This window comes from Marinilabilia salmonicolor (assembly GCF_003003035.1).
GTDB lineage: Bacteria > Bacteroidota > Bacteroidia > Bacteroidales > Marinilabiliaceae > Marinilabilia > Marinilabilia salmonicolor_A.
Map to the genome: position 1 here is coordinate 218,074 of NZ_PVTS01000007.1, position 21,371 is coordinate 239,444.

Sequence of the window (21,371 nt, forward strand, 5' to 3'; positions counted from 1 at the left end):
CCGCATGTATTGCAAAGTAAATGAAGCAATTATTATATTCTAACTGATAAATATTTTCAATAAAGGGAAAAATGTCAGATATATTTTGTCGTTTTATTTTTTATCATTGAAATCCATAGTCCCTTATCTCAGGATCTACTTATCCAGTGCTTCAAGACGTTTCAGCAATGGCGGATGCGAATAATTAAAGAAAACATACCAGGGATGTGGTGTGGGATTACTAAGGGCATTGGCTGAAATCTTTTTCAGGGCGGTTTGCAAGGCTTCCGGTTCTGCATATTTTGCTGCAAAAGCATCGGCCTGGTATTCATTGCGGCGAGAAAAAATGGTCATTCCCAATCCTGACAAACTGCTCACCGGGCTATACAAAATACCAAAACCTATCAGGCCAATATGAAAAACAGGTTTTGATGCACCTAAAGCTTCTGACAGGGCCGGCTCATTGACAAACCATCCCAGTAGAAACAGCATAACCCCGGTTTGTAAAAGCCCCAAAACAGTACTCCAAACAATATGCTTCAAACGAAAATGGCCGATCTCATGAGCCAGAACGGCAACGATTTCATCTGTATCCAAATCATTAATCAGGGTATCGAAAAGAACAATCCTTTTATTTTTTCCAAATCCGCTGAAAAAGGCGTTGGCTTTGGTTGAACGTTTCGAACCATCCATCACAAATACATTCTCCAGGGTAAAACCGGCCTTTTGACTCATTTTTTCTATGGCACTGCGCAATTCGCCTTCCTCCAAAGGTGTCTGTTTGTTGAAAAGCGGCAAAATAAGGGTGGTATAAAACTTACTGAAGAAAATCATAAACGCCGAAAGTCCTATCCAGGCATAAAGCCAGAACCAACGTCCGGCAAACTCATAAAACCAGATTACAAGCCCCAACAATATGCCACCCATGATGGCCCCTATAACAATGCCTTTTATCTGATCAAGCACAAAGATTTTGGGCGTGGTTTTGTTGAATCCGAACTTTTCCTCAATTACAAAGGTCTGATAAAGAGAAAAAGGGATCCCTATCACCATAGAGGCCAATCCGATAGCTCCAAAAAAGAACAAAGGACGCCACAACCAATGTGTTGTCAACTGTTGCACCAATTCATCTACCCGGGCAAATCCATGAAACCACAAAAAAACCAGCAACACTAACAAACTAAAAGTGGAGCTTATCTTTCCGAACCGGTGATTCACTTTCCGGTATTGCTTCTGTTTTTCAAATTTCTCCTGGGGATAGACGTCTGATAATCGCTCAGGAACCTTATCCGTCCAGCTTTTGCGGTTCAATTCTTCCAGGATCCAACCCCACACGGCATCCAGAAGAAGAATAGCAATAATAATAAAGAACAGCAGTGTATGTGTTTGCATCGGTTTATTTTTAAGAAGCTGCAAACTTAGTTTTTACAGGGCTTAAAAACAAACCGGGAAACTGGTCAATATTCCGTTAAAAAAAACACAAACGCAATGACGTAAAGTTTTATTATGAGATTCTTGCACTTAATGCCGTCGCTTATACAAACAATTAATTATCAAATATCTCAAAAAGCATTATAGGGTTTTGGCCGGTGTTCAATAAGAAAAAGTATTTCGTATTTTACATTCGACACCTTCAGCGTCGGTCATTTTCAAATTGAAAACAGTCATAAATATGTGAGCCCTTCAGGCTCCTTCTGTCCATAAGGAGTAAGACGTAGAGTCATAAAAGAAGAATAGAAAAGCAATAACTTCACAAATAAAAAGCTGTGAACCTTTGACCGAAAAACGAGACAATCCGGTCGCAACTCCACAGCCTATTCTTCATCAAAATTCCTCTCTTTAACTTTCAGTCTCCGCTCTGCAACATAAACTCAGGCCCTCTCACAACTAATTATCATAAACAGGTAAATAACTCAGTCTTTGAATATCTTCCAGCGAAGAGTAATCGTACTGATACAGTCCATCCTTACCTATCACCAAAAGAACTTCCCCCAGGGGAATCACGTCATAGGCATCAATATCCTTGTAATGGGCAATCAAATTCTCATCAATGGCATAAGGATCATTGGCATGATAAATTTTGAGGCCCGCTTTTCCGTCACAAACAAATAGCACCTCATTTTCAATCCCCAGCCCATAAGGTTCTGTCATTGGGTAAGTCTCCAGTAACTCAGGATATTCAATGACGGAAATATCGATGACCTCCAGTTGACTTTCGATGGCTCCGCAGAGATTTCCTCCCCGAAGCGTAACATACGCATAATCCCCCTCTACTACTACCGGATCACAGGCTGAGGCATGTCTAAATTGGGAAATAAACTGAGGACTGGAGGGATCCTGAAGACTGTAAACAAACATCCCCGAACGTGCTCCGATAAACAGCATCTGATTGTATGGAAACAGGGTCTCTATTTCCCAGCTTACAGGAATCCGCTTACTGTATTCAGGATTGGCGGCATCCGACACATCAAACAAATTCAAAGAGGCCTTATCGATGGCATACAAGTAATCACCATATACCGTAAAACGGGCCATGGAGCCTCCCTGCCCTGTTCCGGTATTACTGACGTTGCTTGCCAGTGCACCATCCATCAGAAAAAATGAAGACTCCCAGCGGGGAAAATGTCGATATTCATCACTATCACCGGACACATCTTCTGTTTTCTCGGTCACTTTATACCCGGTAACCACTCCCCGGGCTTGATCTATGTCGTCAAGTATCCCCACTTCATATTCAGGAATGATGTATGGAAAAACATTAGTATCGCGATCCACCTCCATAATATTGTTCATATCGCTAATGTCAATGGTCAGCAGATCAATGTAACTGTCGGCATAAAGTTTATCTCCTTTAATTGCCATATCCACATTCCCCGGTATCTCAATAAACGATAAAACTTCAGGATTGGAGGGATCGGCATTGTTAACCACGTGGATGCCTTTCTGGTATTCGTTGATAAAGATAAAATCGTCTTTAAAATAAAATTTTCCGGGTTGACGGATGGCTTCCGCACTTTTTAGCGCAAAAGAAGAGCGCAAATCCTCATAACTGAGGTACTCAGGGGTATTCACCGTGTAGGTTTCTTCAATCCGGTCACTACAGGAAGAGAAGCCGGCTATAAGAACCAATGTCAGTAGAAGAATGGAAACTTTTTTCATGTTGTTTGATTTTTGGGTTTTTAGTATAAGAATAGATTTTTCGTAAATACCATTGTTTATCAGATGCATATATGCGTAAAAGGTTGCGTTCAATAATTTTACTTACGTGACAATAGTGTACTAAATATTTCCCAAAAGGGATTTCATCCCTTAGACCCTGACCTACTTTCTTGTCTTGATACAAGAAAGTAGGCAAAGAAGATCAAGACTGTGCCAGCTTTCGCTCTAAAAACTACAGTTCTTTTATCGTAATCGTCAAAACTCATCTCGCTTGCTACGCGCTCGAGATTCAAACAGAGACGATTTTACGATAAAAAAACCTTGTTTTTAGGCTTACCTGTCAAGGTCAGTCCTTTCAAGCAAGCCAGCATATTCAAAATGTTAATTCATTAGAACTAATTCACCTACGCAACTAAAAAGAAAAAAACCCATCTTTACTGAAAACCCAAAGAAATGAAAACAACAATTACCATTTTGCTGCTGATATCGACTTTTTGCAGTCAGGCTCAGGAAAAAGAAATAACAGTTAATGAAGATCAGAAAGAATATGCCATTTTCACCTCTTTCGGTCAGTTTATTGGCTCATCCGGGGATGAAAAAGGAAGTATAAGTTCATTTCGGATTGCACCGGCACTTAAACTGGGTAATCACTGGGCGGTTGGATTAACCACGGGAGTAGAATGGTTTGATGTAACTCTTTTGCCCGTTGGCCCTGATATCAAATACTTTCTCTCATCAAAAAACAATGGCGGATTTTTCCTGCAGGGCGCATTGGGGCATTCATTTCCTCTTGAAGATGCAAGCCTGGAATACGCAGAAATTTTGGAAACCAACGGTGGATTTTTCACAAATTCTCATTTGGGATATGTATTCCCTATGAAAGGAAACAGCAAACTGTTTATCTCTGCGGGCTATCATTATCAGGTATCCGGGCATGTGCAGGAGCACTGGATATACAGAGAGCTGGAAAGAAAAATAAAATACAACCGGTTTTCGGTGAGAATCGGAATGGCAATTTTCTAAAACAACAATGGCGACTGAAAATCAGCCGCCATCGTTGTTTTTAATGATATATAGCGTTTGCAAGAAAACTAAGGTTATTCAGTCTTTGATAAGAAAGCGCCAAATACGAGGCTTTCGAAGTTTTTGAAAACAAGGAGTTTACTTTTCGTAAATGACTGTTTCAAAAACGAGAATAACGAAGTAGTTGGTGTTATCTTGCAAAGACGATGTACGAATCATTGTTTCTGCACCGGTCCTCGTTTGATGGCTTTTTGCACATAGTACAAGCCGGCAATCACAAAGGGAATACTCAGAATTTGTCCCATATTGATGGCCATTCCTGCTTCAAAAGCCTCCTGATCAGCCTTCACAAATTCAATGATAAAACGTGAAGCAAAAACACCTATCAGAAAAACGCCGAAGAGAAGCCCCTGACGTAGTCTTGCATTGGTTTTCCAATACAAGAACATCAAATAGACAAATGTACCAAGATACGCAAGAGCTTCATATATTTGAGTTGGATGCCTAAGCGTAACTATTTCCTGGCCGTCAACTCGCTGGAACCAAAAAGCCCAGGGTACATCAGTAACCCGACCCACAATTTCGGAATTCATAAGATTGCCCAGTCTGATAAAGACTGCCGCCAAAGCAACCGGTACCACCAGACGATCAAGAATCCAAAGCATCGGTTTTTTGGAAACTTTTTTGGAATAGTAATAGATGGCTACCAATATTCCGATGGCCCCGCCGTGACTTGCCAGCCCGCCATGCCAGATGGCCAGAATCTCTCCCGGATGCTGCGAGTAATAATCCCATCCGTAGAAAAAGACATGCCCCAGGCGGGCTCCGATAACGGTGGCTACCACCACATAAATAAAGAGTTTATCGAGCCATTTTTCGGGAAGTTCTTCCCGTTTAAACATCCGCTCAATGATGTAGTAACCCGATAAAAAAGCCAGGGCAAAAAGCAGTCCGTAATAACGAACGGTCAACGGCCCCAGAGAGAAAATCTCCGGATCGGGGTTCCAGCTAATATAATTCAGTAAAAACATAAATCGTTATTTTCCGTGACATTGTTTGTATTTCTTACCACTTCCGCAAGGACAGGGATCGTTACGTCCAACCTTCTTTTCCACACGTACAGGCTCTGCCTTGGGCTTTTCTTTTGGTGCTTCTCCGGGCTGCCCGCCTCTCGACGCCACACCGGGTGCTCCCACTCCCGGCATTTCATCTTTCTGCATTTTCAAACGCCCCAGATCGCTGCGTTTGCGCTCTTCGGCCTGTTTCACCTGACTGGCATCCCTGATGGGAATGTGGGCCTTGGCCAGTGAAGCAACCACCTTGCGGTTATTCTCCCCAATCATGGTCTTGAAAAGGTTAAACGACTCAAACTTATAAATCAACAGCGGATCTTTTTGTTCATACGAAGCATTTTGTACCGCCTGCTTCAGGTCGTCAAGCTCCCGAAGGTGCTCTTTCCAGGCTTCGTCGATGGTAAGCAGCAACATGGCCTTGGAGAATGATTTGGCCAAATCGGCACCCTCTGTCTCGTAAGCTTTTTTGAGATTGGTGGTAATCTGGAACACCCGCTGACCGTCAGAAATGGGAACCACAATATTTTCATAAACTTCCCCCTTATTCTCAAAGACATCTTTGACTACAGGATAAGCCTGACGGGCAATGGTCTCCATCTTACGCTGATAATTGTCCCATACCTTAGTATGTAACTTATCTGCAAGCTCTTCCACCTTGGTTTTCATAAACTCCTCCTGTTTGAAGGGAGAATCGGTAGAGAAAGTACGTATCAACTCGGTTTTGAATCCTTCAAAATCATTGGTTCCCTGATATTCGGTTACCAATTCCTCACAGGTATCCAGCATCATATTGGAGATATCCACCTGAATACGCTCACCATACAGAGCATGCTTACGTTTGGTATAAATCACCTCACGCTGTGAGTTCATCACATCATCATATTCCAGCAGACGCTTACGAATACCAAAGTTGTTCTCTTCCACTTTCTTCTGCGCCCGCTCAATACTCTTGGTAATCATACTGTGCTGAATCACTTCCCCGTCCTGGATTCCCATACGGTCCATATATTTCACAATACGATCGGAACCAAACAGACGCATCAGATTGTCTTCGAGCGAAACAAAGAACTGAGAAGAACCCGGGTCCCCCTGACGACCGGCACGACCACGTAACTGACGGTCCACACGACGCGACTCGTGACGCTCGGTACCCACAATGGCCAAACCGCCGGCCTCTTTTACCTCTTTGGACAGCTTGATATCGGTACCACGACCTGCCATGTTGGTAGCAATGGTCACCACACCTTCCTTACCGGCATCGGCAACAATCTCGGCTTCCCGCTGGTGTTGCTTGGCATTCAATACATTGTGCTTGATACCACGAATTTTAAGCATCCGGCTGAGCAACTCCGAGACTTCCACTGAGGTAGTACCCACAAGTACCGGTCTGCCGGCTTTTACAAGTCCGGAGATCTCCTCGATAACAGCGTTGTATTTCTCCCGGGTGGTTTTATATACCAGGTCTTCATGGTCTTTCCGGGTAATCGGGCGATTGGTGGGAATCACCACCACATCCAGTTCGTAAATGTCCCAGAATTCTCCTGCTTCCGTCTCGGCAGTACCGGTCATACCAGCGAGCTTATTATACATCCTGAAATAATTCTGGAGGGTAATGGTAGCATAGGTCTGTGTGGACGCTTCCACTTTAACCCTTTCTTTAGCTTCAATAGCCTGGTGCAAACCGTCGGAGTAGCGACGCCCCTCCATGATACGGCCGGTCTGCTCATCCACAATTTTCACCTTGTTGTCCATCACCACATATTCCACATCCTTCTCGAACATGGCATACGCCTTAAGCAACTGATTTACCGTGTGAACACGCTCCGATTTAACAGCATAATTCTGAAGCAGCTCATCCTTTTTAGCCACTCTGTCTTCTTCACTCAGGCTGTCATCCTTGTCAAGTGTCGCCACTTCGGAACCAATATCCGGAAGCACGAAGAAGCTGGCATCATCACTGGTTCCTGTTATCAAATCGATTCCCTGATCGGTCATCTCCACCGAATTGGTTTTCTCATCAATCACAAAATAAAGGGGATCGGTCACCACATGCATATTCTTGTTGTTCTCCTGCATGTAGAAGTTCTCTGTTTTGAGCATACGGGCCTTCATGCCCTGCTCACTCAGAAACTTAATGATGGCCTTATTTTTAGGAAGTCCTTTGTAGGCACGAAGCAACAGCAGCGCGCCTTCGTCCTGCTCTTTAGAATTCTCAGATTTGAGTTTCTGCTTAGCTTCGGCAAGTATTTTGGTCACCAAAGCACGCTGTGTCTCAAAGAGTTTCTCTACTTTGGGGCGATACTCCATGAAGAGCTCGTCAGTCCCTTTGTTGGGTACAGGACCGGAGATAATCAATGGCGTACGTGCATCGTCAATCAATACGGAGTCCACCTCATCCACGATGGCATAGTTGTGCTTGCGCTGCACCAGGTCTTTGGGCGAAACAGCCATATTGTCACGCAGATAGTCAAAACCAAACTCATTGTTGGTTCCGTAGGTAATGTCTGCTTTGTAAGCAGCCCTGCGAGCCTCGGAGTTGGGCTGGTGTTTATCGATACAATCCACGCTCAGTCCATGGAACATGAAAATGGGCCCCATCCATTCAGAGTCACGTTTGGCCAGGTAATCGTTCACCGTTACCAGGTGTACGCCTCTTCCGGTCAGTGCATTCAAAAACACCGGCAGGGTTGCCACAAGGGTTTTACCTTCCCCTGTAGCCATCTCGGCAATTTTACCCTGATGAAGGACCACACCACCAAAGAGCTGCACGTCGTAATGCACCATATCCCAGGTGATTTCGTTACCTCCCGCCTGCCAGGTATTGTGATAAATGGCATTTTCACCCTCTATCTCTACAAAATCGTATTTCGCAGCCAGGTCGCGGTCGAAATCAGAAGCATTAACCGTTACTGTTTCGTTTTCTTTGAAGCGCCGGGCAGTCTCTTTAACTACAGCAAATGCTTCGGGAAGAATTTCATCCAGCGTACCTTTGAGTTTTTCGGTAATTTCGTCCTCCAGCTTATCAATCTGGTCATAAATATCCTCACGCTCATTGATGCCCATTTTTTGGGTATCCGCTTTCTCTTTAAGCTCATCAATTTGCTTTTGCTCCTCACTTACTTTATCGTTCAGGCGGGCTTTAAGATCTAACGTGCGTTGACGCAGCTCATCATTGGAGAGCTTCTCTATCTCAGGAGAAACTGCTTTTATTTGTTCGACAACAGGCATCACCAGCTTCTGGTCACGCGTAAACTTACTGCCAAACAACTTGGTCATTATCTGATTAAATGCAGACATATATTTCTAACAATTAATATTTTACAAAATGAAAATTCACTTGCGGTTATCTGCAGAATTGGTGCCAAAAAAATCAGGCAATAAAACTGATACCGAAAGTGTCGGGAATGAACAATCAGGCCACAGAAGGTCCAGCCCGTATTTCAAGAGAAGGAAAAGTAGCAGAATTCCGGGTTTCCGGCTTCTGCCTAAGGTACCTTTTATCCTGCAAATCTGTCAGCCACACCTCCGAACCACATCGCTGGGGTAATGTAAACAAAACCGCATCGGGTAAAATCTCCGGTAGCACGGAAATGCCTGACAAAGCAGAAATATTTACAGTAGAAAAAACAGGCAAAGCTTCTTTGGAATCGCCTGATAAAACAGAGGACTTGGAAATTTTCACAAAATAGTGTTTCCCATTACCTTCCCTGAGGGCTTTGACGACCTCTTCGGCGGAGATGTTTTTCTCCGGACTATCGGGCCATCCTTCATGGGGCTGACACGCACCTACAGCTACATAAACCGTAAGTGTTACCCCAAGCAGGGTCAAACATCCTATTTCAGAATAGTTTCGCACAAATATCTTTTTCTCCGTTTCGGCCTGTAAAGATGTTAAAAGTTTTGCAATTTTCGTGGGTTTTCGGGGGAATTTAACATTGAAGGTTGAGTTGAACCACATAAGACACATAAGGATTTGAAGAATATGTGGTTTTCATCGGAGTTGAAAAAGTGAACAAGGTTTTAAGGCAGAAGTTGGTGGGATTTCAAACCGATCACCGAACAGCGGATTCCGATTCACCATTGACAGGTATGGCGGCCTCCAATCCGCCATTCAAGACTCGCAGAAACCCATACGCCATTAGAAGGCTGATTGCCTCGATCCTGCCGCTTTACTTGTCGAAAATCGGCCACATTATGGAAACGGCGGATCGGCTTCGGCTGTGCCGCTTTCCTTAGAAAGAATCCGCCGCACCTGATTTCCACATATATAACCTCCAACGGATTGGCCTCTGCTCTGCCGCTCTCAACAGAAAAAATCGGCCGAACCAAGAGACCTGCATTTGACGGTCTGCTCCATGCTCTATGCCCCGCACTCCATGCGCTTTGCAAACTCCACCACTCTCCGGGCCTCCTCAAAACTATTGGTTTCCATCAACTCCTTGCGCAGTTCGGCTGCACCCCTGAAATCGGAGATGTATATTTTAAAAAAGCGTTTAAGAATCGGAAAAGGTCGTGTTTTGCCCCATGCTGCCTCATAAAGTTGAAGATGTTTTAGGAGGGTATCGAGTCTTTGATCGGTGTCAATGTTTGACAAGTCCGACTGAAACATCCAGGGATTTCTGAAGATGCCGCGACCGATCATGACGCCATCAGTTTTGTATCTTTTGCAACGGTCATGGAGATCATCCAGCGAAAAGACATCGCCGTTACCAATGAGCGGAACATCAGGTGCCAAATCATCGCGTATGGCTGAGGCTTTGGCAATTTCATTCCAGTCGGCTTCCCCTTCCGACATTTGTTTCTGGATGCGGCCATGCAATATAACACCATCCAGAGGCTGACGAAACAAAAAATCCATCCAGCGTTCGGTATCTACCTTTTTGAGGCCTGTACGCGTTTTGACACTTACCGGAAGAGAGGTGCTTTCACTGGTGGCCTGTATTATTTCTGCAGCCAGGGATTCGTTGTCGATTAGCGCTGAACAGCTGCCGTGGGCAACAACGTTTCGCACGGGGCAACCCATATTAATATCAATCCCGTCGAAATCGTAATTCTCATCAATGTATTTTACTGCTTCGAGGTATTTTTCGGGTTTATTTCCCCATATCTGTGCAACTATCTTCACCCCTTTCTCTTTGAGCAGTTGACGTTCTGTTTCTGACACGACCAATCGCTGTGCCACATTTTCTCGCCCCTGGGGGTGACATAATCCATCGGTAGAGGTAAACTCGGTAAATACCACATCCAGATGGCCGGGGAGCGTGTTGTGCAGCACCAATTCCCGAAAGGCTGTGTCAGTGACATCTTCCATGGGAGCCAGCATCACCAGCGGGCGTTTGGCAGTTTTCCAGAAATTATTTTTTGTATTCGGCATGTTGTTTAAAACACATAAGGAAAATTAAAACTTATGCCATATCAGGCATATAAGGAGAAGACTCTGTCCTTCCATATCAACTCCGGAGCGAGCGTAGAACATTGGGGTTTCATTTTTCTCTTCCGGCACAGCCACTTGTTCCGCTTATTTCACTAATTCTATGTTACCGCTATAGCACAGTCCTGCAACTTTAATAACCTATATCTCAACCTTAGCCTCAACCTTAGCCTCAGCCTCAGCCTCACTCATACTCTGCCCTAAAGAATCCCTCTGACTCAATTGGCTAAATTCCCGGAAACACTCCTCGCTGCAGCATCCTGCATATTTCTCAGCACATTCATCGCACTGAATAACCAGTTTGTGACAAGGGTCGTAAGCACAATTCACGTGGGTATCGCACGATTTACCACACTGATGACAATGGCTGATAACATCTTCCGTAATCCGCTCTCCCAGCCTGTCGTCAAAGACAAAATTCTTCCCGATAAATTGTGAGGGTAATCCGGCCCTTTTAATCTCATGGGTGTAAGCAATTACCCCGCCATGCAATTGGTTGACATCCGAAAAGCCATGATGACGCATCCAGGCACTGGCCTTTTCGCAGCGTACACCCCCGGTGCAGTAGAGCAGTATTTTCTTATCTTTCTGTTCCTGAAGTTGCTCAACGACCAACTCCACTTCTTCACGGAAAGTTCTTACTTCAGGACAGATGGCCCTCTCGAAATGCCCGACCTCGCTTTCATAGCTGTTGCGCATATCCACCACAATCACACCTTCCTGTTGGGCCAGATTGTGAAATTCTATGGGAGAAAGTCGTGTTCCCACATTGGTCACATCGAATACTTCATCCTTAAGCCCGTCAGCCACAATTTTAGGGCGAACTTTAACAACCAGCTTCAGAAAGGACTTTCCATCATCCTCCACAGCCCATTTGAGAGGTACATTCTTCAACGCCGGAACAATCTCAAGGTATGCGATAAAAGCATCAATAAAATGCTCCGGCACACTCATCTGGGCGTTAATGCCTTCATGAGCCACATACACCCGTCCATAGCATTGCAACTGATCCCAGGCAATATAGAGTTCATCGCGAAACTCCTGAGGGTTTTCAATATTAACATACTTGTAAAATGAAACGGTGCGACGATGAAATTTTTCCGCCTGCAATCTTGCTTTCAACGCCGAAGGCCCTAATCGATTATATAATAACATTTTCTATCCATTTTTGAAGCTTAAACGAGGGGCAAAGATAGAAACTTTTACCATTTCGGACAAAACAGTCTTATTTCAAATTCTCTCCCACACTCCACCAGCAATAACCAATAATCCTCCTGTTTTATTTGAGAAAGCCGTTATTTCGTTATTAGAAAAAATTGAAACTAATTCTCAAAAAAAACAATATGAAAAAACTATTTCCGCTTTTGCTGTTGATTTTGGTATTCAGCAGTTGCCAAACCAAATCAGGAAACTCCAGCCCAATGAATTCAGAAAACGAAGAAGTCAAATACAGTGGGAATCCCCTCTTTGAGGAACCTTTCACTGCCGATCCGTCGGTGCTCGTTCACAACGATACCTTGTATCTGTTTACCGGCAGCGATGAGCAAGTAGAAGGAGTTGATGGATTTCTGATGAACAAATGGTACATATTCTCCACTACTGACATGGTAAACTGGACCAATCACGGTTCCAAGCTATCGGTAGATGATTTTGAATGGGGTTCACACAATGCCTTTGCCGGAGACATCGTAGAAAACCATGGCAGATTTTGGTGGTATGTACCCATCGTGCATAAAGATCCTGCAACCCGGGTGAATGAAGGTTTTGCCATGGGCGTTGCGGTGGCCGATCATCCCACAGGTCCTTATCACGACCCGGTAGGCGAAGCACTGATCATGGACACCACCACCAACTCCATTCCGCTGAATATTGATCCGATCGTTTTTGTTGATGACGACGGTGAAGTCTATTTTTATTGGGGATCGTGGAACGAAGTGCGTATGGTTAAACTCAAAAGTAACATGATGGAACTGGATGGACCAGTGCAAAACGTAGAAGGTTTGACCAACTTCTTCGAAGCTCCTTATGTCCATAAACGCGGAGACACTTATTACATGAGTTATGCAGCGGGTTATCCTTCACGTACGGAATATGCCACCAGTAAAAGCATTACCGGCCCGTGGAAACATCAGGGAGTCATTAATGATACCATTCCTAACTCTCCAACCAACCATCAGGCCATCGTCAACTTTAAAGGGAACGATTATTTCATTTACCATACCGCGGGATTGGAAAACGGAGGTCCTTTTCGTCGCAGCGTCTGCATCGATAAACTGGAATATGATGAAAACGGACTAATTAAAAAAGTAGTCAGAACTGAAAAGGGGGTTTCGATGATTGAGTAATATCTCTCCTTTGTCAACGGCCCTTGCTCGTACCTTTCTTCGTACCTGTATCGGGCCTTCATTGACTGTTGTTCGACTGTTGTTCGGCTGTTCTCCGACTCCTATAGGATCGGAGAACAGTAGAACAAAGGCCGAACAAGCCCCGAAGAAGGCACGAAGAAAGGTCAATTATCATATAGCTAACGAGCTTATCATCAGTGCCTTAATCAATTTTCTTATTTAATAAAAAATTACAACACACATAAAAAAACCAAACTATAACCACTCATTTTAAATGACTTACAAATATATTCATATAACAAATTATTAAGCTGAAGCATATATGAAATGCTGTGCGGACTGCTTTTCCACCGGTTCTACCATCCACCTTTCCACCTTTTCCATCGATTCTCCCTGCATACTCAAAGTCCCCACCAGGGAGGATTTAGGGAAATCTTTATTCATTACAACTCATTACAGGAACATTCTTTTCATTTTATTTTAAAAAAAGTCGTTTTATCTTGCACCCATCAGTCGTTTGATTGCAGACAGCCGTTCCGGAAGCAGGACTCTCTTTTTGTTTTCGGCAAAACAACAGATATTTGCATTTCCCATTAATCCAGGTTAGCACAATGAAGAAAAAACGCACCACCATACTCATTTTTCTGGCCATTGCCATGATTCTCTATTTCACCAATTCAGAATCAAGGATGACTGTTAATGGCAGACACCTGTTTGATGCCAACGGCGAACAGGTTGTATTGCGAGGCGTCAATGAAATGTTTATCTGGTCGGATGATCCTACGGGCGATACGCTGATGACTGAAATTGCTCAAACGGGTGCCAACACTGTTCGTATTGTCTGGCTTAGCGATGAAGATGACTCCACTGCGACGGCTGACAACCTGGACAAAGTGATTCAGAATGCCATCAACAATGGAATGTTCCCCATGCCTGAACTTCACGGAGCTACAGGTGATTTTGAAAAGTTACAAAGTCAGGTTGATTATTGGGTGAAACCCCAAATTGTAAAAGTCCTACGGAAACATGAACCTTACCTGCTGTTGAATATCGCTAATGAATGTGGTGGACACGATGTGAAAGCGCCTGAATTCCTGAAAGGTTATAAAAAGGCTATCTCACGCATTCGTGAAACCGGGCTTCGGTGTCCACTGGTCATCGATGCCTCCGGTTGGGGACAGGATATTGACATTCTTATGGAAACCGGCCCGGAACTTCTTAAACACGATCCCGAAACCAATTTGCTTTTCTCTGTTCATATCTGGTGGCCTGCCGACGATGGTGCTACCGACAGAATAATCAACGGATTGCAAAAAGCGGTAGATATGGATCTCCCTCTGATTGTAGGGGAATTTGCGCCCATGGGTGTTGGTTGCAAAGAGTGGATTGATTACAAAACCATTATGAACGAATGTCAAAAGCACAAAATTGGTTGGCTGGCCTGGTCGTGGGGAGATGTCCCTAACGGAGATTGTTCCCTGATGGACATGACTCGCGGAGAAAAACGCGGCACTTATGAAGGATTGGTTGATTGGGGGCTTGAAATAGCTGTCACACATCCTGTGAGCATCCAAAAGACATCGATTCGAACTAAATATCTGAAGGATAAGATGAAAGGAAATTAGTCAGTAGTGGAATTTCCAAATCCAGATTGCAATAACACCCATTGCTCAAAGGTAAAAGCCACGGCAGTAATGATATTTCCTTAGGTTCCCCTATGTTCCCAATTTAGGGAGCTTTACTTCTTGCAATCAATTTTATAAATAAACCAAACCGTCAATAGGGAGAAAAAGACAAACAACCCCACAAAAGTAGTGAACCCCAACTGATCAATGATCCATCCTCCAAAAAGAGGAAAAAGCACCGGCAAAATATTTCCGGCACCGGTGATGCCGGCATAAAGTGCCCGGTTTTCTTTTCCTGATACTTCGAGTAACACTCCATTCATGGTAATATTGAAAAGTGAAAAGACCACTCCGCCAATCAGGAATACAAAATAGAGTGAAGACAAGTCCTTACTAAGCAGCGTTAGTGCGGCCATCAAAACAGATAACACCACATTTCCGTAAAGCATGTAATTGTAACGCATCTTTTTTGCTCCTGCTGCCACCAGAAGACTGACTACCACCATGCCGATCACCTTATACAACAAAAAATCACCCGTAGAAGCACTCCCGGCATTCAGATAATCTTTTCCGTAAAGCACAACAAAAGGCAGGAACGACACTGAAATTCCCTGCGTATTGATAAATCCTAAAAAATGCACCAGGCTTTTATTCTCTTTCATCTCCCTGCGCATGACCGAAAAAAAGTTGAAAGTTCCTTTAATCCGGAATCTGGAGGCAATTTCCTCTCTGATGGACCAGAAACCAATGGATGCCAGTAACAGGAAAAATCCACCGGACAAGAACATGTAGGCATAATTCACAGGATAACTTTCTGATGCCAGAACCCATTTGGCTACATAGGCAGAAACAAGTACAATGGCTCCGGACAAGACCTGCCGGGCAGAGAAAAAACTTTTTCGTTTCTCTTCCAGCAACGATTTACCGATGATGTCCATATAACTGACATTGGCAAAAGAGCCACCCAAAGCAAATACAGAGATAAAAAAGAAAATCAACCATAAAACCCAGTTGGCATCTCCTGCCTGCATGAAGAAGATAATTCCTCCCAGAGCTCCGATCGATAGTATTCTGAAATTAATGCCTAATAACAAAAACTTCTTTTTGTATGGCTGATTGCTGATGTATGGAGCAAAAAACAACTGGGCAAAACGAGTGCCGCCCAACAAGATTGCAGTCATTATTCCCACATGCAAAGAAGTCCCCCCCGACTCAATCAGCATAGCCGGCAAAACCGTATCCACATCCATAAAATTCTTTGCAAAGGCCAGCAGGGATGCATGCCACAGAAAAGCATAGAAATTACGTTGTGAAGACGCCGGGGAAATAGTTTCGGACCGGGAAGTGCTCATTGAATCTTTCTTTTCGGTTTCTTACTCTGTATATTGGTTAACAAAACGTTTAACCGGTTTATTTGTTTTAAAGTAATTAAATAGTTACTGTCCATAAAGTACCACTTGCATCCCCGAAGGATCGGGGCAGGCTTAGCAATTGGCACTTTCTGACCAGAAACAGCTCTAAAATCAGAATATGCTTAGTTTATGGACAGGCACTAAATAGTCTCTGTCCATATACTAAGCGTTTTTAATGTGTTTGAACTAGAAAGTTCAAATTCAAGGCGTGTGAATAATCTAAATCGCAGAATACCAATGTGTTTAAGGGTTTAGGCTTTGAGCCACAACGCAGACGTTGGACTTTATAGACAACCACAAATAGGAACTTTTAACGGACAATTTATTACCACCAAAAGCAACCTTTTTTAAATTACAAGTCTTACATTCGTAAACAGAACCCTGTTTGCATAAACCATTATTTTTAAAAAACTCAAAAATATGAAAATCTCAAAAACATTGTTTTTTGCCTCTATTGTCGCATTAACATATACCGGTTGCTCACACAAAACCTCAGGGAAAATTACCTCAGATAACCCGTCCACTGATAAAATTCAAGGTATCAGCGGAGTTTATGAAGGATTGCTTCCCTGTGCCGACTGTCCCGGTATTGAAACAACTCTGACCATCAACCCGGATAATTCTTTTGAAATTTCACAGGTTTACATCGACCGGGACAGTGTTCCATTTATCTCGTCAGGCAAAATAACAAAAGGAGATAAAGATAATATCTGGGTATTTAAAAACAGGTACAACGAAACCTTTTACCAATTTGAAGATTCAGCCCTGATAATGCTAAACAAAGATCAGGAACGCATCCAGGGGCTTTTGGAAGAACATTATATCCTTAAGAAAAAGGAAGATTATCTAAAAAATGATTTGATGGTGACACTGACGGGCAAAAAATGGATATTAACAAAAATAGAAGGGTTGGACAGCCTCCCTGAAATGGAAGCCCGCTATCCACATATCATTTTCGATGCTGAAGAACAGCGCATTCACGGATTTGCCGGATGCAACTCTTTTTTTGGCCAATATCAGATCCAACCTGACCACAAAATAAGTTTTGAAAACATTGCTTCCACTAAAATGTATTGTGCCCACACAATGGAGTTGGAGTCAGCTTTCCTCATAGCACTCAGTAATTGTAAGGAGTTATCTGTCACCGGTCACACACTTCAATTTCAAAATGCCGGGGGGCAAACCATCGCAGTTTTTGAAGACCTGGATTTATAGCAAGCTGTGCTTTTGGAGATTACTTTGAAGTTCACGGGAATCACTGTTGGAAGTAATCTCTCCTTTTTCATTCACTATCCTCCAACAATGCCTCACGGTTTATGATTGTCACCGTCCGTCCATTGGCGTCGATAATTCCACGATGGTGAAGCTCTCTTAGGGTGCGGCTTAGCGAGGGACGGGCAACCCCAAAGAGTTCTGCCAGTTCTTCCTGACTACGGGGAATGTTGATTTTGCCGTTTTGCTGCTGATTGCGATCCAGCTCCATTAGGTAATGGGCCAACTTACCTTTAAGAGTTTTAAAAGAGAGGAAACGCAACTTTCCGGAAATAAACTGGGCCCGGTTTGATACTGCATTCAGGAAATTAGTCAAAAACACCTCACTTGTCTGCATAAGTGTCACGACTGATTGCCTGGGAATAACGATGAGTTCAGTATATTCCGTAGCACTTACCGTAACAGGAAAACGGTTGTTTTGTCCAAACAGAAATGCCACTGCCAGCGGTCTTGGTGGCGGAATATCTTCAATCTTCAACACCCGTCCAGAGTAATCTATCATTTCCCCTTTCGTATTGCCTTTGAATACTATTTGCAGCGACCGACACTCATCTCCCGCCGAGGCAATAAGCTCTCCTTTGGCATAACTGCGAACCTGATATACAATGCGTGAAAATATTTTTTTTATTTCCTCTTCTGTTAATCCTGAAAAAAGAGGCGACCTGGATAGTAACTGGTACATTATTAGTGAATAGTTTTTAGTTTTTAGAAAATAGTTGAAAAAATCTGAGCAACACCCCTGAACAACAAAATGAATCTTCAAAGCCCGGGTATTGAAATCCCCGAAGTCAGCAGGTATCATGCCTATGACGTTAAAGCTCCATAGGAGCGACCCATCTTATAATCCTGGAATTTATTCCAGGGGATTCCAGGGATAACAAACAATGACCGGACAACAAAGCCAACACCCCTTTGTAAAAACAAGAAAAATATACAAAAAAACACCCAAATGTAACAAATGTTACAAACAAAGGATGGGAATGTCCTTTTATTTGCATCAGAAAACAGAAATAACAGACAAAAAATATGATCAGAGAAGTTGTAAAAATAGATGAGGAGTTGTGCGACGGTTGTGGAAATTGCATCCCCAACTGCCACGAGGGAGCTTTGCAAATGATCGATGGAAAAGCCCGCCTGGTAAGTGATCTTTTGTGCGATGGATTAGGTGCCTGTATCGGTCACTGTCCGCAGGGAGCCATCACAATCGAGAAGCGTGAAGCAGAGCCTTACGATGAAGTAAAAGCCATCCAACTGATCATCCCTAAAGGAAAAAATACGGTTGTGGCGCACCTGAAGCACTTAAGAGATCACAACGAAACAGAATACATGAAAGAGGCAGTGGAATATATGAGAGCCAACAAACCCGCCCTCCCCTTCGACCTGAATGAAGTGATCCGTGAAATGCACCGACCGAAAATTGGTATGATGCAACAACAAAAAGCTCCCGGATGCCCAGGTTCACAATCAAGAACCATTTCCAGGGAACCGGTTCAAGCAGCAACTCCTTCCGGTGAGCAAGCACCCTCAGAGCTGCGCCAATGGCCGGTACAAATGCACCTGATCAATCCGGCTGCAGGATATTTCAGAGGAAGTGATATGGTTTTGGCAGCCGATTGTGTGGCCTTTGCAATGGGAAATTTTCATAGTAAATTGCTTAAAGGAAAAACCCTGGCCATTGCCTGTCCCAAACTTGATCAGGGAATGGATGTTTATATGGACAAAATTACCAGACTCATCAATGAGGCACAGATTAACACACTCACTGTGGTCATGATGGAAGTGCCCTGCTGCGGAGGTTTACTCCAGATTGTACAACGAGCAACAGCTCAGGCATCGCGAAAAGTCCCCATCAAAATGATGGTTGTATCGGTAGAGGGAGATGTGATTAAAGAAGAATGGGTGTGAATCAATGATCAGTTATCAATTACCAATGAATAGTTTATCAGTAATCAGTTATTTTTTGTAATTAATCAACTGGCTACTGACTAAAATACTAATCACTATAAACTTACTTATCATGAGCATGTTTTGTTATCAATGTCAGGAAGCATCCAAAGGAACAGGATGCGAAATCAAAGGTGTATGCGGAAAAACATCTGATGTAGCCAATCTTCAGGACCTTCTTCTCTTTGTGACTAAAGGGGTAGCGTGGTGGAGCCAGAAAGCCGATGAAGCAGGAATCATCAATCCTGTAGCTGAAAAGTACATTATAGACTCTATGTTTATAACCATCACCAATGCCAACTTCGATCGCAACAAGATTATTGCTCAAATCAAAAAGGGCTTCGAAGTACAGGATTCATTGGCCGAAAAACTGGGGAAAACTCCTGAAAATACTCCCGAATGTGCCATCTGGAGAACTGACTCTGAAGAGGCCATGGAAGAAAAAAGCACCAGCGTTGGCGTACTTAGTCACAAAAATGAGGACATTCGTTCCCTCAAGGAGTTACTTACTTACGGAATGAAGGGTATCGCAGCGTATGCAGAGCATGCCCACAATCTGGGTTACCACAATGCAGAGGTAAATGCTTTCATGAAAAAAGGACTTGTTGCCACAGTTGATGAAACGCTGGAGGTGGATGAACTGCTGCCGCTGGTTCTGGAATGTGGGAAATATGGAGTGGAAGTAATGTCTCTGCTCGACAAAGCCAATACAGAGAGCTATGGTCACCCCGAAATTACCTCCGTGAATCTGGGGGTTGGCAAAAATCCGGGAATCCTGGTAAGCGGGCACGACCTGAAAGACTTCGAAGAGCTGTTGAAACAGACTGAAGGAACAGGCATCGATATCTATACGCACAGTGAAATGCTTCCGGCCAATTATTACCCGGCATTCAAAAAATACAAACACTTCATTGGGAACTACGGAAATTCCTGGTGGGCACAAACCAAAGAATTTGAAAGCTTCAACGGTCCGGTACTGTTAACCACCAACTGCCTGGTTCCGCCAAAAGAGAGCTACAAAGAGCGTGTTTACACCACAGGTGCTGCTGGATTTGACGGATGTACACATATTCCCGAGCGGAAAGACGGCCAACCCAAAGACTTTTCAGTACTCATTGAGCATGCACGAAAGTGTCAGGCTCCCACTGAAATTGAGACAGGTGAAATCGTTGGCGGTTTTGCACACAATCAGGTAATGGCATTGGCCGATAAAGTGGTGGATGCAGTAAAATCAGGAGCCATCAAAAAGTTTGTGGTAATGGCCGGATGCGACGGACGCGTAAGTTCACGCAGCTACTATACAGATTTTGCCCAGGAGCTACCGGAAGATTCAGTAATTCTCACAGCCGGTTGTGCCAAATACCGTTACAATAAGCTAAAACTGGGCGATATCGGCGGAATTCCAAGAATTCTGGATGCTGGTCAATGTAACGACTCCTACTCACTGGCAGTCATTGCATTGAAGCTAAAAGAGGTATTTGGTCTTGAGGATATCAATGAGTTGCCCATTGTGTATAACATTGCCTGGTATGAGCAAAAAGCTGTAATTGTATTGCTGGCACTGCTCTCTTTAGGCGTAAAGAACATCCATCTGGGACCAACGCTGCCTGCATTCCTTTCGCCCAATGTGGCAAAAGTTCTGGTAGAGCAGTTTGGAATCGGAAGCATCTCCACCGTGGAACAAGATATGGCTGAGATGATGGCTTAAAACATAAGGGAAAGGGTTAGTTTCTGACACTAAACGGGCGGTTCATCAATCGCCCGTTTTTTTTTAAGGAAAGGGCGATTAAAAAATTTATATTTCATGATTACTACTTTTAAGCCTTCCTGAGGGACCATTGTTTATCTAATAATTCTACTGAGGCCTTAGAATATAACACATAGATATTACAGAGAAAATACCTTGTTATTGGTTTTGGTAATGGTTTTTTCTTCCTTGATACTGGCAAGAGATTTAAATTCATCAATGGACATAATCCACTGATTCTTTTTGGTTTCATAATCAAGATAGTCTCCATCCTGGTTTCTCGTTAAGATCGTGTTAAACAGCTATAATGAGGATTTATACTTTGAGCAACAACACAGAAGTCGGACTTTATAGACAAACA

At 43.5% G+C, this 21,371-nt stretch carries 16 protein-coding genes; 6 read left to right on the forward strand and 10 right to left on the reverse strand.

Features of this window, described 5'->3' with window-relative positions; genetic code table 11:
- Positions 1-135 precede the first annotated feature (135 nt).
- Positions 136-1,371 carry a M48 family metallopeptidase gene (locus tag BY457_RS09425; RefSeq protein WP_106153073.1) on the reverse strand — a complete coding sequence of 412 codons (1,236 nt, stop codon included), beginning with the start codon at positions 1,369-1,371 and terminating at the stop codon, positions 136-138.
- A gap of 495 nt (positions 1,372-1,866) precedes the next feature.
- Positions 1,867-3,138 carry an LVIVD repeat-containing protein gene (locus BY457_RS09430; protein ID WP_258176682.1) on the reverse strand — a complete coding sequence of 424 codons (1,272 nt, stop codon included), beginning with the start codon at positions 3,136-3,138 and terminating at the stop codon, positions 1,867-1,869.
- Positions 3,139-3,591: 453 nt separating this feature from the next.
- Between BY457_RS09430 and BY457_RS09435 the strand changes: the two genes are divergently transcribed.
- Positions 3,592-4,161, forward strand: a complete 570-nt coding sequence (locus BY457_RS09435; RefSeq protein WP_106153075.1) for a hypothetical protein — start codon at positions 3,592-3,594, stop codon at positions 4,159-4,161.
- Positions 4,162-4,376: 215 nt separating this feature from the next.
- Here the strand turns inward: BY457_RS09435 and lgt are convergent, their stop codons facing one another.
- The 5 genes from lgt to trhO all read right to left on the reverse strand — a co-directional run bounded on the left by lgt (position 4,377) and on the right by trhO (position 11,820).
- Positions 4,377-5,192 carry a prolipoprotein diacylglyceryl transferase gene (lgt, locus tag BY457_RS09440; RefSeq protein WP_106153076.1) on the reverse strand — a complete coding sequence of 272 codons (816 nt, stop codon included), beginning with the start codon at positions 5,190-5,192 and terminating at the stop codon, positions 4,377-4,379.
- 6 nt (positions 5,193-5,198) lie between these two features.
- Positions 5,199-8,531, reverse strand: coding sequence for a preprotein translocase subunit SecA (gene secA / locus BY457_RS09445; RefSeq protein WP_106153077.1), 3,333 nt, complete (start codon positions 8,529-8,531; stop codon positions 5,199-5,201).
- Positions 8,532-8,646: 115 nt separating this feature from the next.
- Positions 8,647-9,192, reverse strand: coding sequence for a hypothetical protein (locus tag BY457_RS09450; protein ID WP_258176683.1), 546 nt, complete (start codon positions 9,190-9,192; stop codon positions 8,647-8,649).
- Between the two features lie 402 nt (positions 9,193-9,594).
- The gene (locus BY457_RS09455; RefSeq protein ID WP_106153078.1) at positions 9,595-10,608 is read right to left on the reverse strand and encodes a tRNA dihydrouridine synthase; all 1,014 of its coding nucleotides are present in this window, start codon (positions 10,606-10,608) and stop codon (positions 9,595-9,597) included.
- Positions 10,609-10,806: 198 nt separating this feature from the next.
- Complete coding sequence (gene trhO, locus BY457_RS09460) at positions 10,807-11,820, reverse strand: oxygen-dependent tRNA uridine(34) hydroxylase TrhO (protein WP_106153079.1); 1,014 nt, start codon at positions 11,818-11,820, stop codon at positions 10,807-10,809.
- Between the two features lie 188 nt (positions 11,821-12,008).
- Here trhO and BY457_RS09465 point away from each other — a divergent pair, with 188 nt between their 5' ends.
- Complete coding sequence (locus BY457_RS09465; protein WP_106153080.1) at positions 12,009-13,010, forward strand: glycoside hydrolase family 43 protein; 1,002 nt, start codon at positions 12,009-12,011, stop codon at positions 13,008-13,010.
- A 306-nt stretch (positions 13,011-13,316) separates the two neighbouring features.
- On the opposite strand, the gene BY457_RS19005 is transcribed toward BY457_RS09465, so the two are convergent.
- Complete coding sequence (locus BY457_RS19005; protein ID WP_181256448.1) at positions 13,317-13,454, reverse strand: hypothetical protein; 138 nt, start codon at positions 13,452-13,454, stop codon at positions 13,317-13,319.
- A 167-nt stretch (positions 13,455-13,621) separates the two neighbouring features.
- On the opposite strand from BY457_RS19005, the gene BY457_RS09470 reads away from it, so the two are divergent.
- Positions 13,622-14,635, forward strand: coding sequence for a cellulase family glycosylhydrolase (locus BY457_RS09470; protein ID WP_146130966.1), 1,014 nt, complete (start codon positions 13,622-13,624; stop codon positions 14,633-14,635).
- 113 nt (positions 14,636-14,748) lie between these two features.
- Here BY457_RS09470 and BY457_RS09475 read toward each other — a convergent pair whose 3' ends face one another.
- Entirely contained in the window at positions 14,749-15,987 is a 1,239-nt protein-coding gene (locus BY457_RS09475) for an MFS transporter (protein ID WP_106153082.1), read from the reverse strand.
- 480 nt (positions 15,988-16,467) lie between these two features.
- On the opposite strand from BY457_RS09475, the gene BY457_RS09480 reads away from it, so the two are divergent.
- Positions 16,468-17,262, forward strand: a complete 795-nt coding sequence (locus BY457_RS09480; RefSeq protein ID WP_106153083.1) for a copper resistance protein NlpE N-terminal domain-containing protein — start codon at positions 16,468-16,470, stop codon at positions 17,260-17,262.
- A 67-nt stretch (positions 17,263-17,329) separates the two neighbouring features.
- Here BY457_RS09480 and BY457_RS09485 read toward each other — a convergent pair whose 3' ends face one another.
- A complete protein-coding gene (locus BY457_RS09485; RefSeq protein WP_106153084.1) occupies positions 17,330-18,001 on the reverse strand; it encodes a Crp/Fnr family transcriptional regulator in 672 nt (223 codons plus the stop codon).
- A 344-nt stretch (positions 18,002-18,345) separates the two neighbouring features.
- On the opposite strand from BY457_RS09485, the gene BY457_RS09490 reads away from it, so the two are divergent.
- Positions 18,346-19,224, forward strand: a complete 879-nt coding sequence (locus tag BY457_RS09490) for an ATP-binding protein (protein WP_106153085.1) — start codon at positions 18,346-18,348, stop codon at positions 19,222-19,224.
- A 112-nt stretch (positions 19,225-19,336) separates the two neighbouring features.
- Positions 19,337-20,971, forward strand: coding sequence for a hydroxylamine reductase (hcp, locus tag BY457_RS09495; protein WP_106153086.1), 1,635 nt, complete (start codon positions 19,337-19,339; stop codon positions 20,969-20,971).
- Positions 20,972-21,371 lie beyond the last annotated feature (400 nt).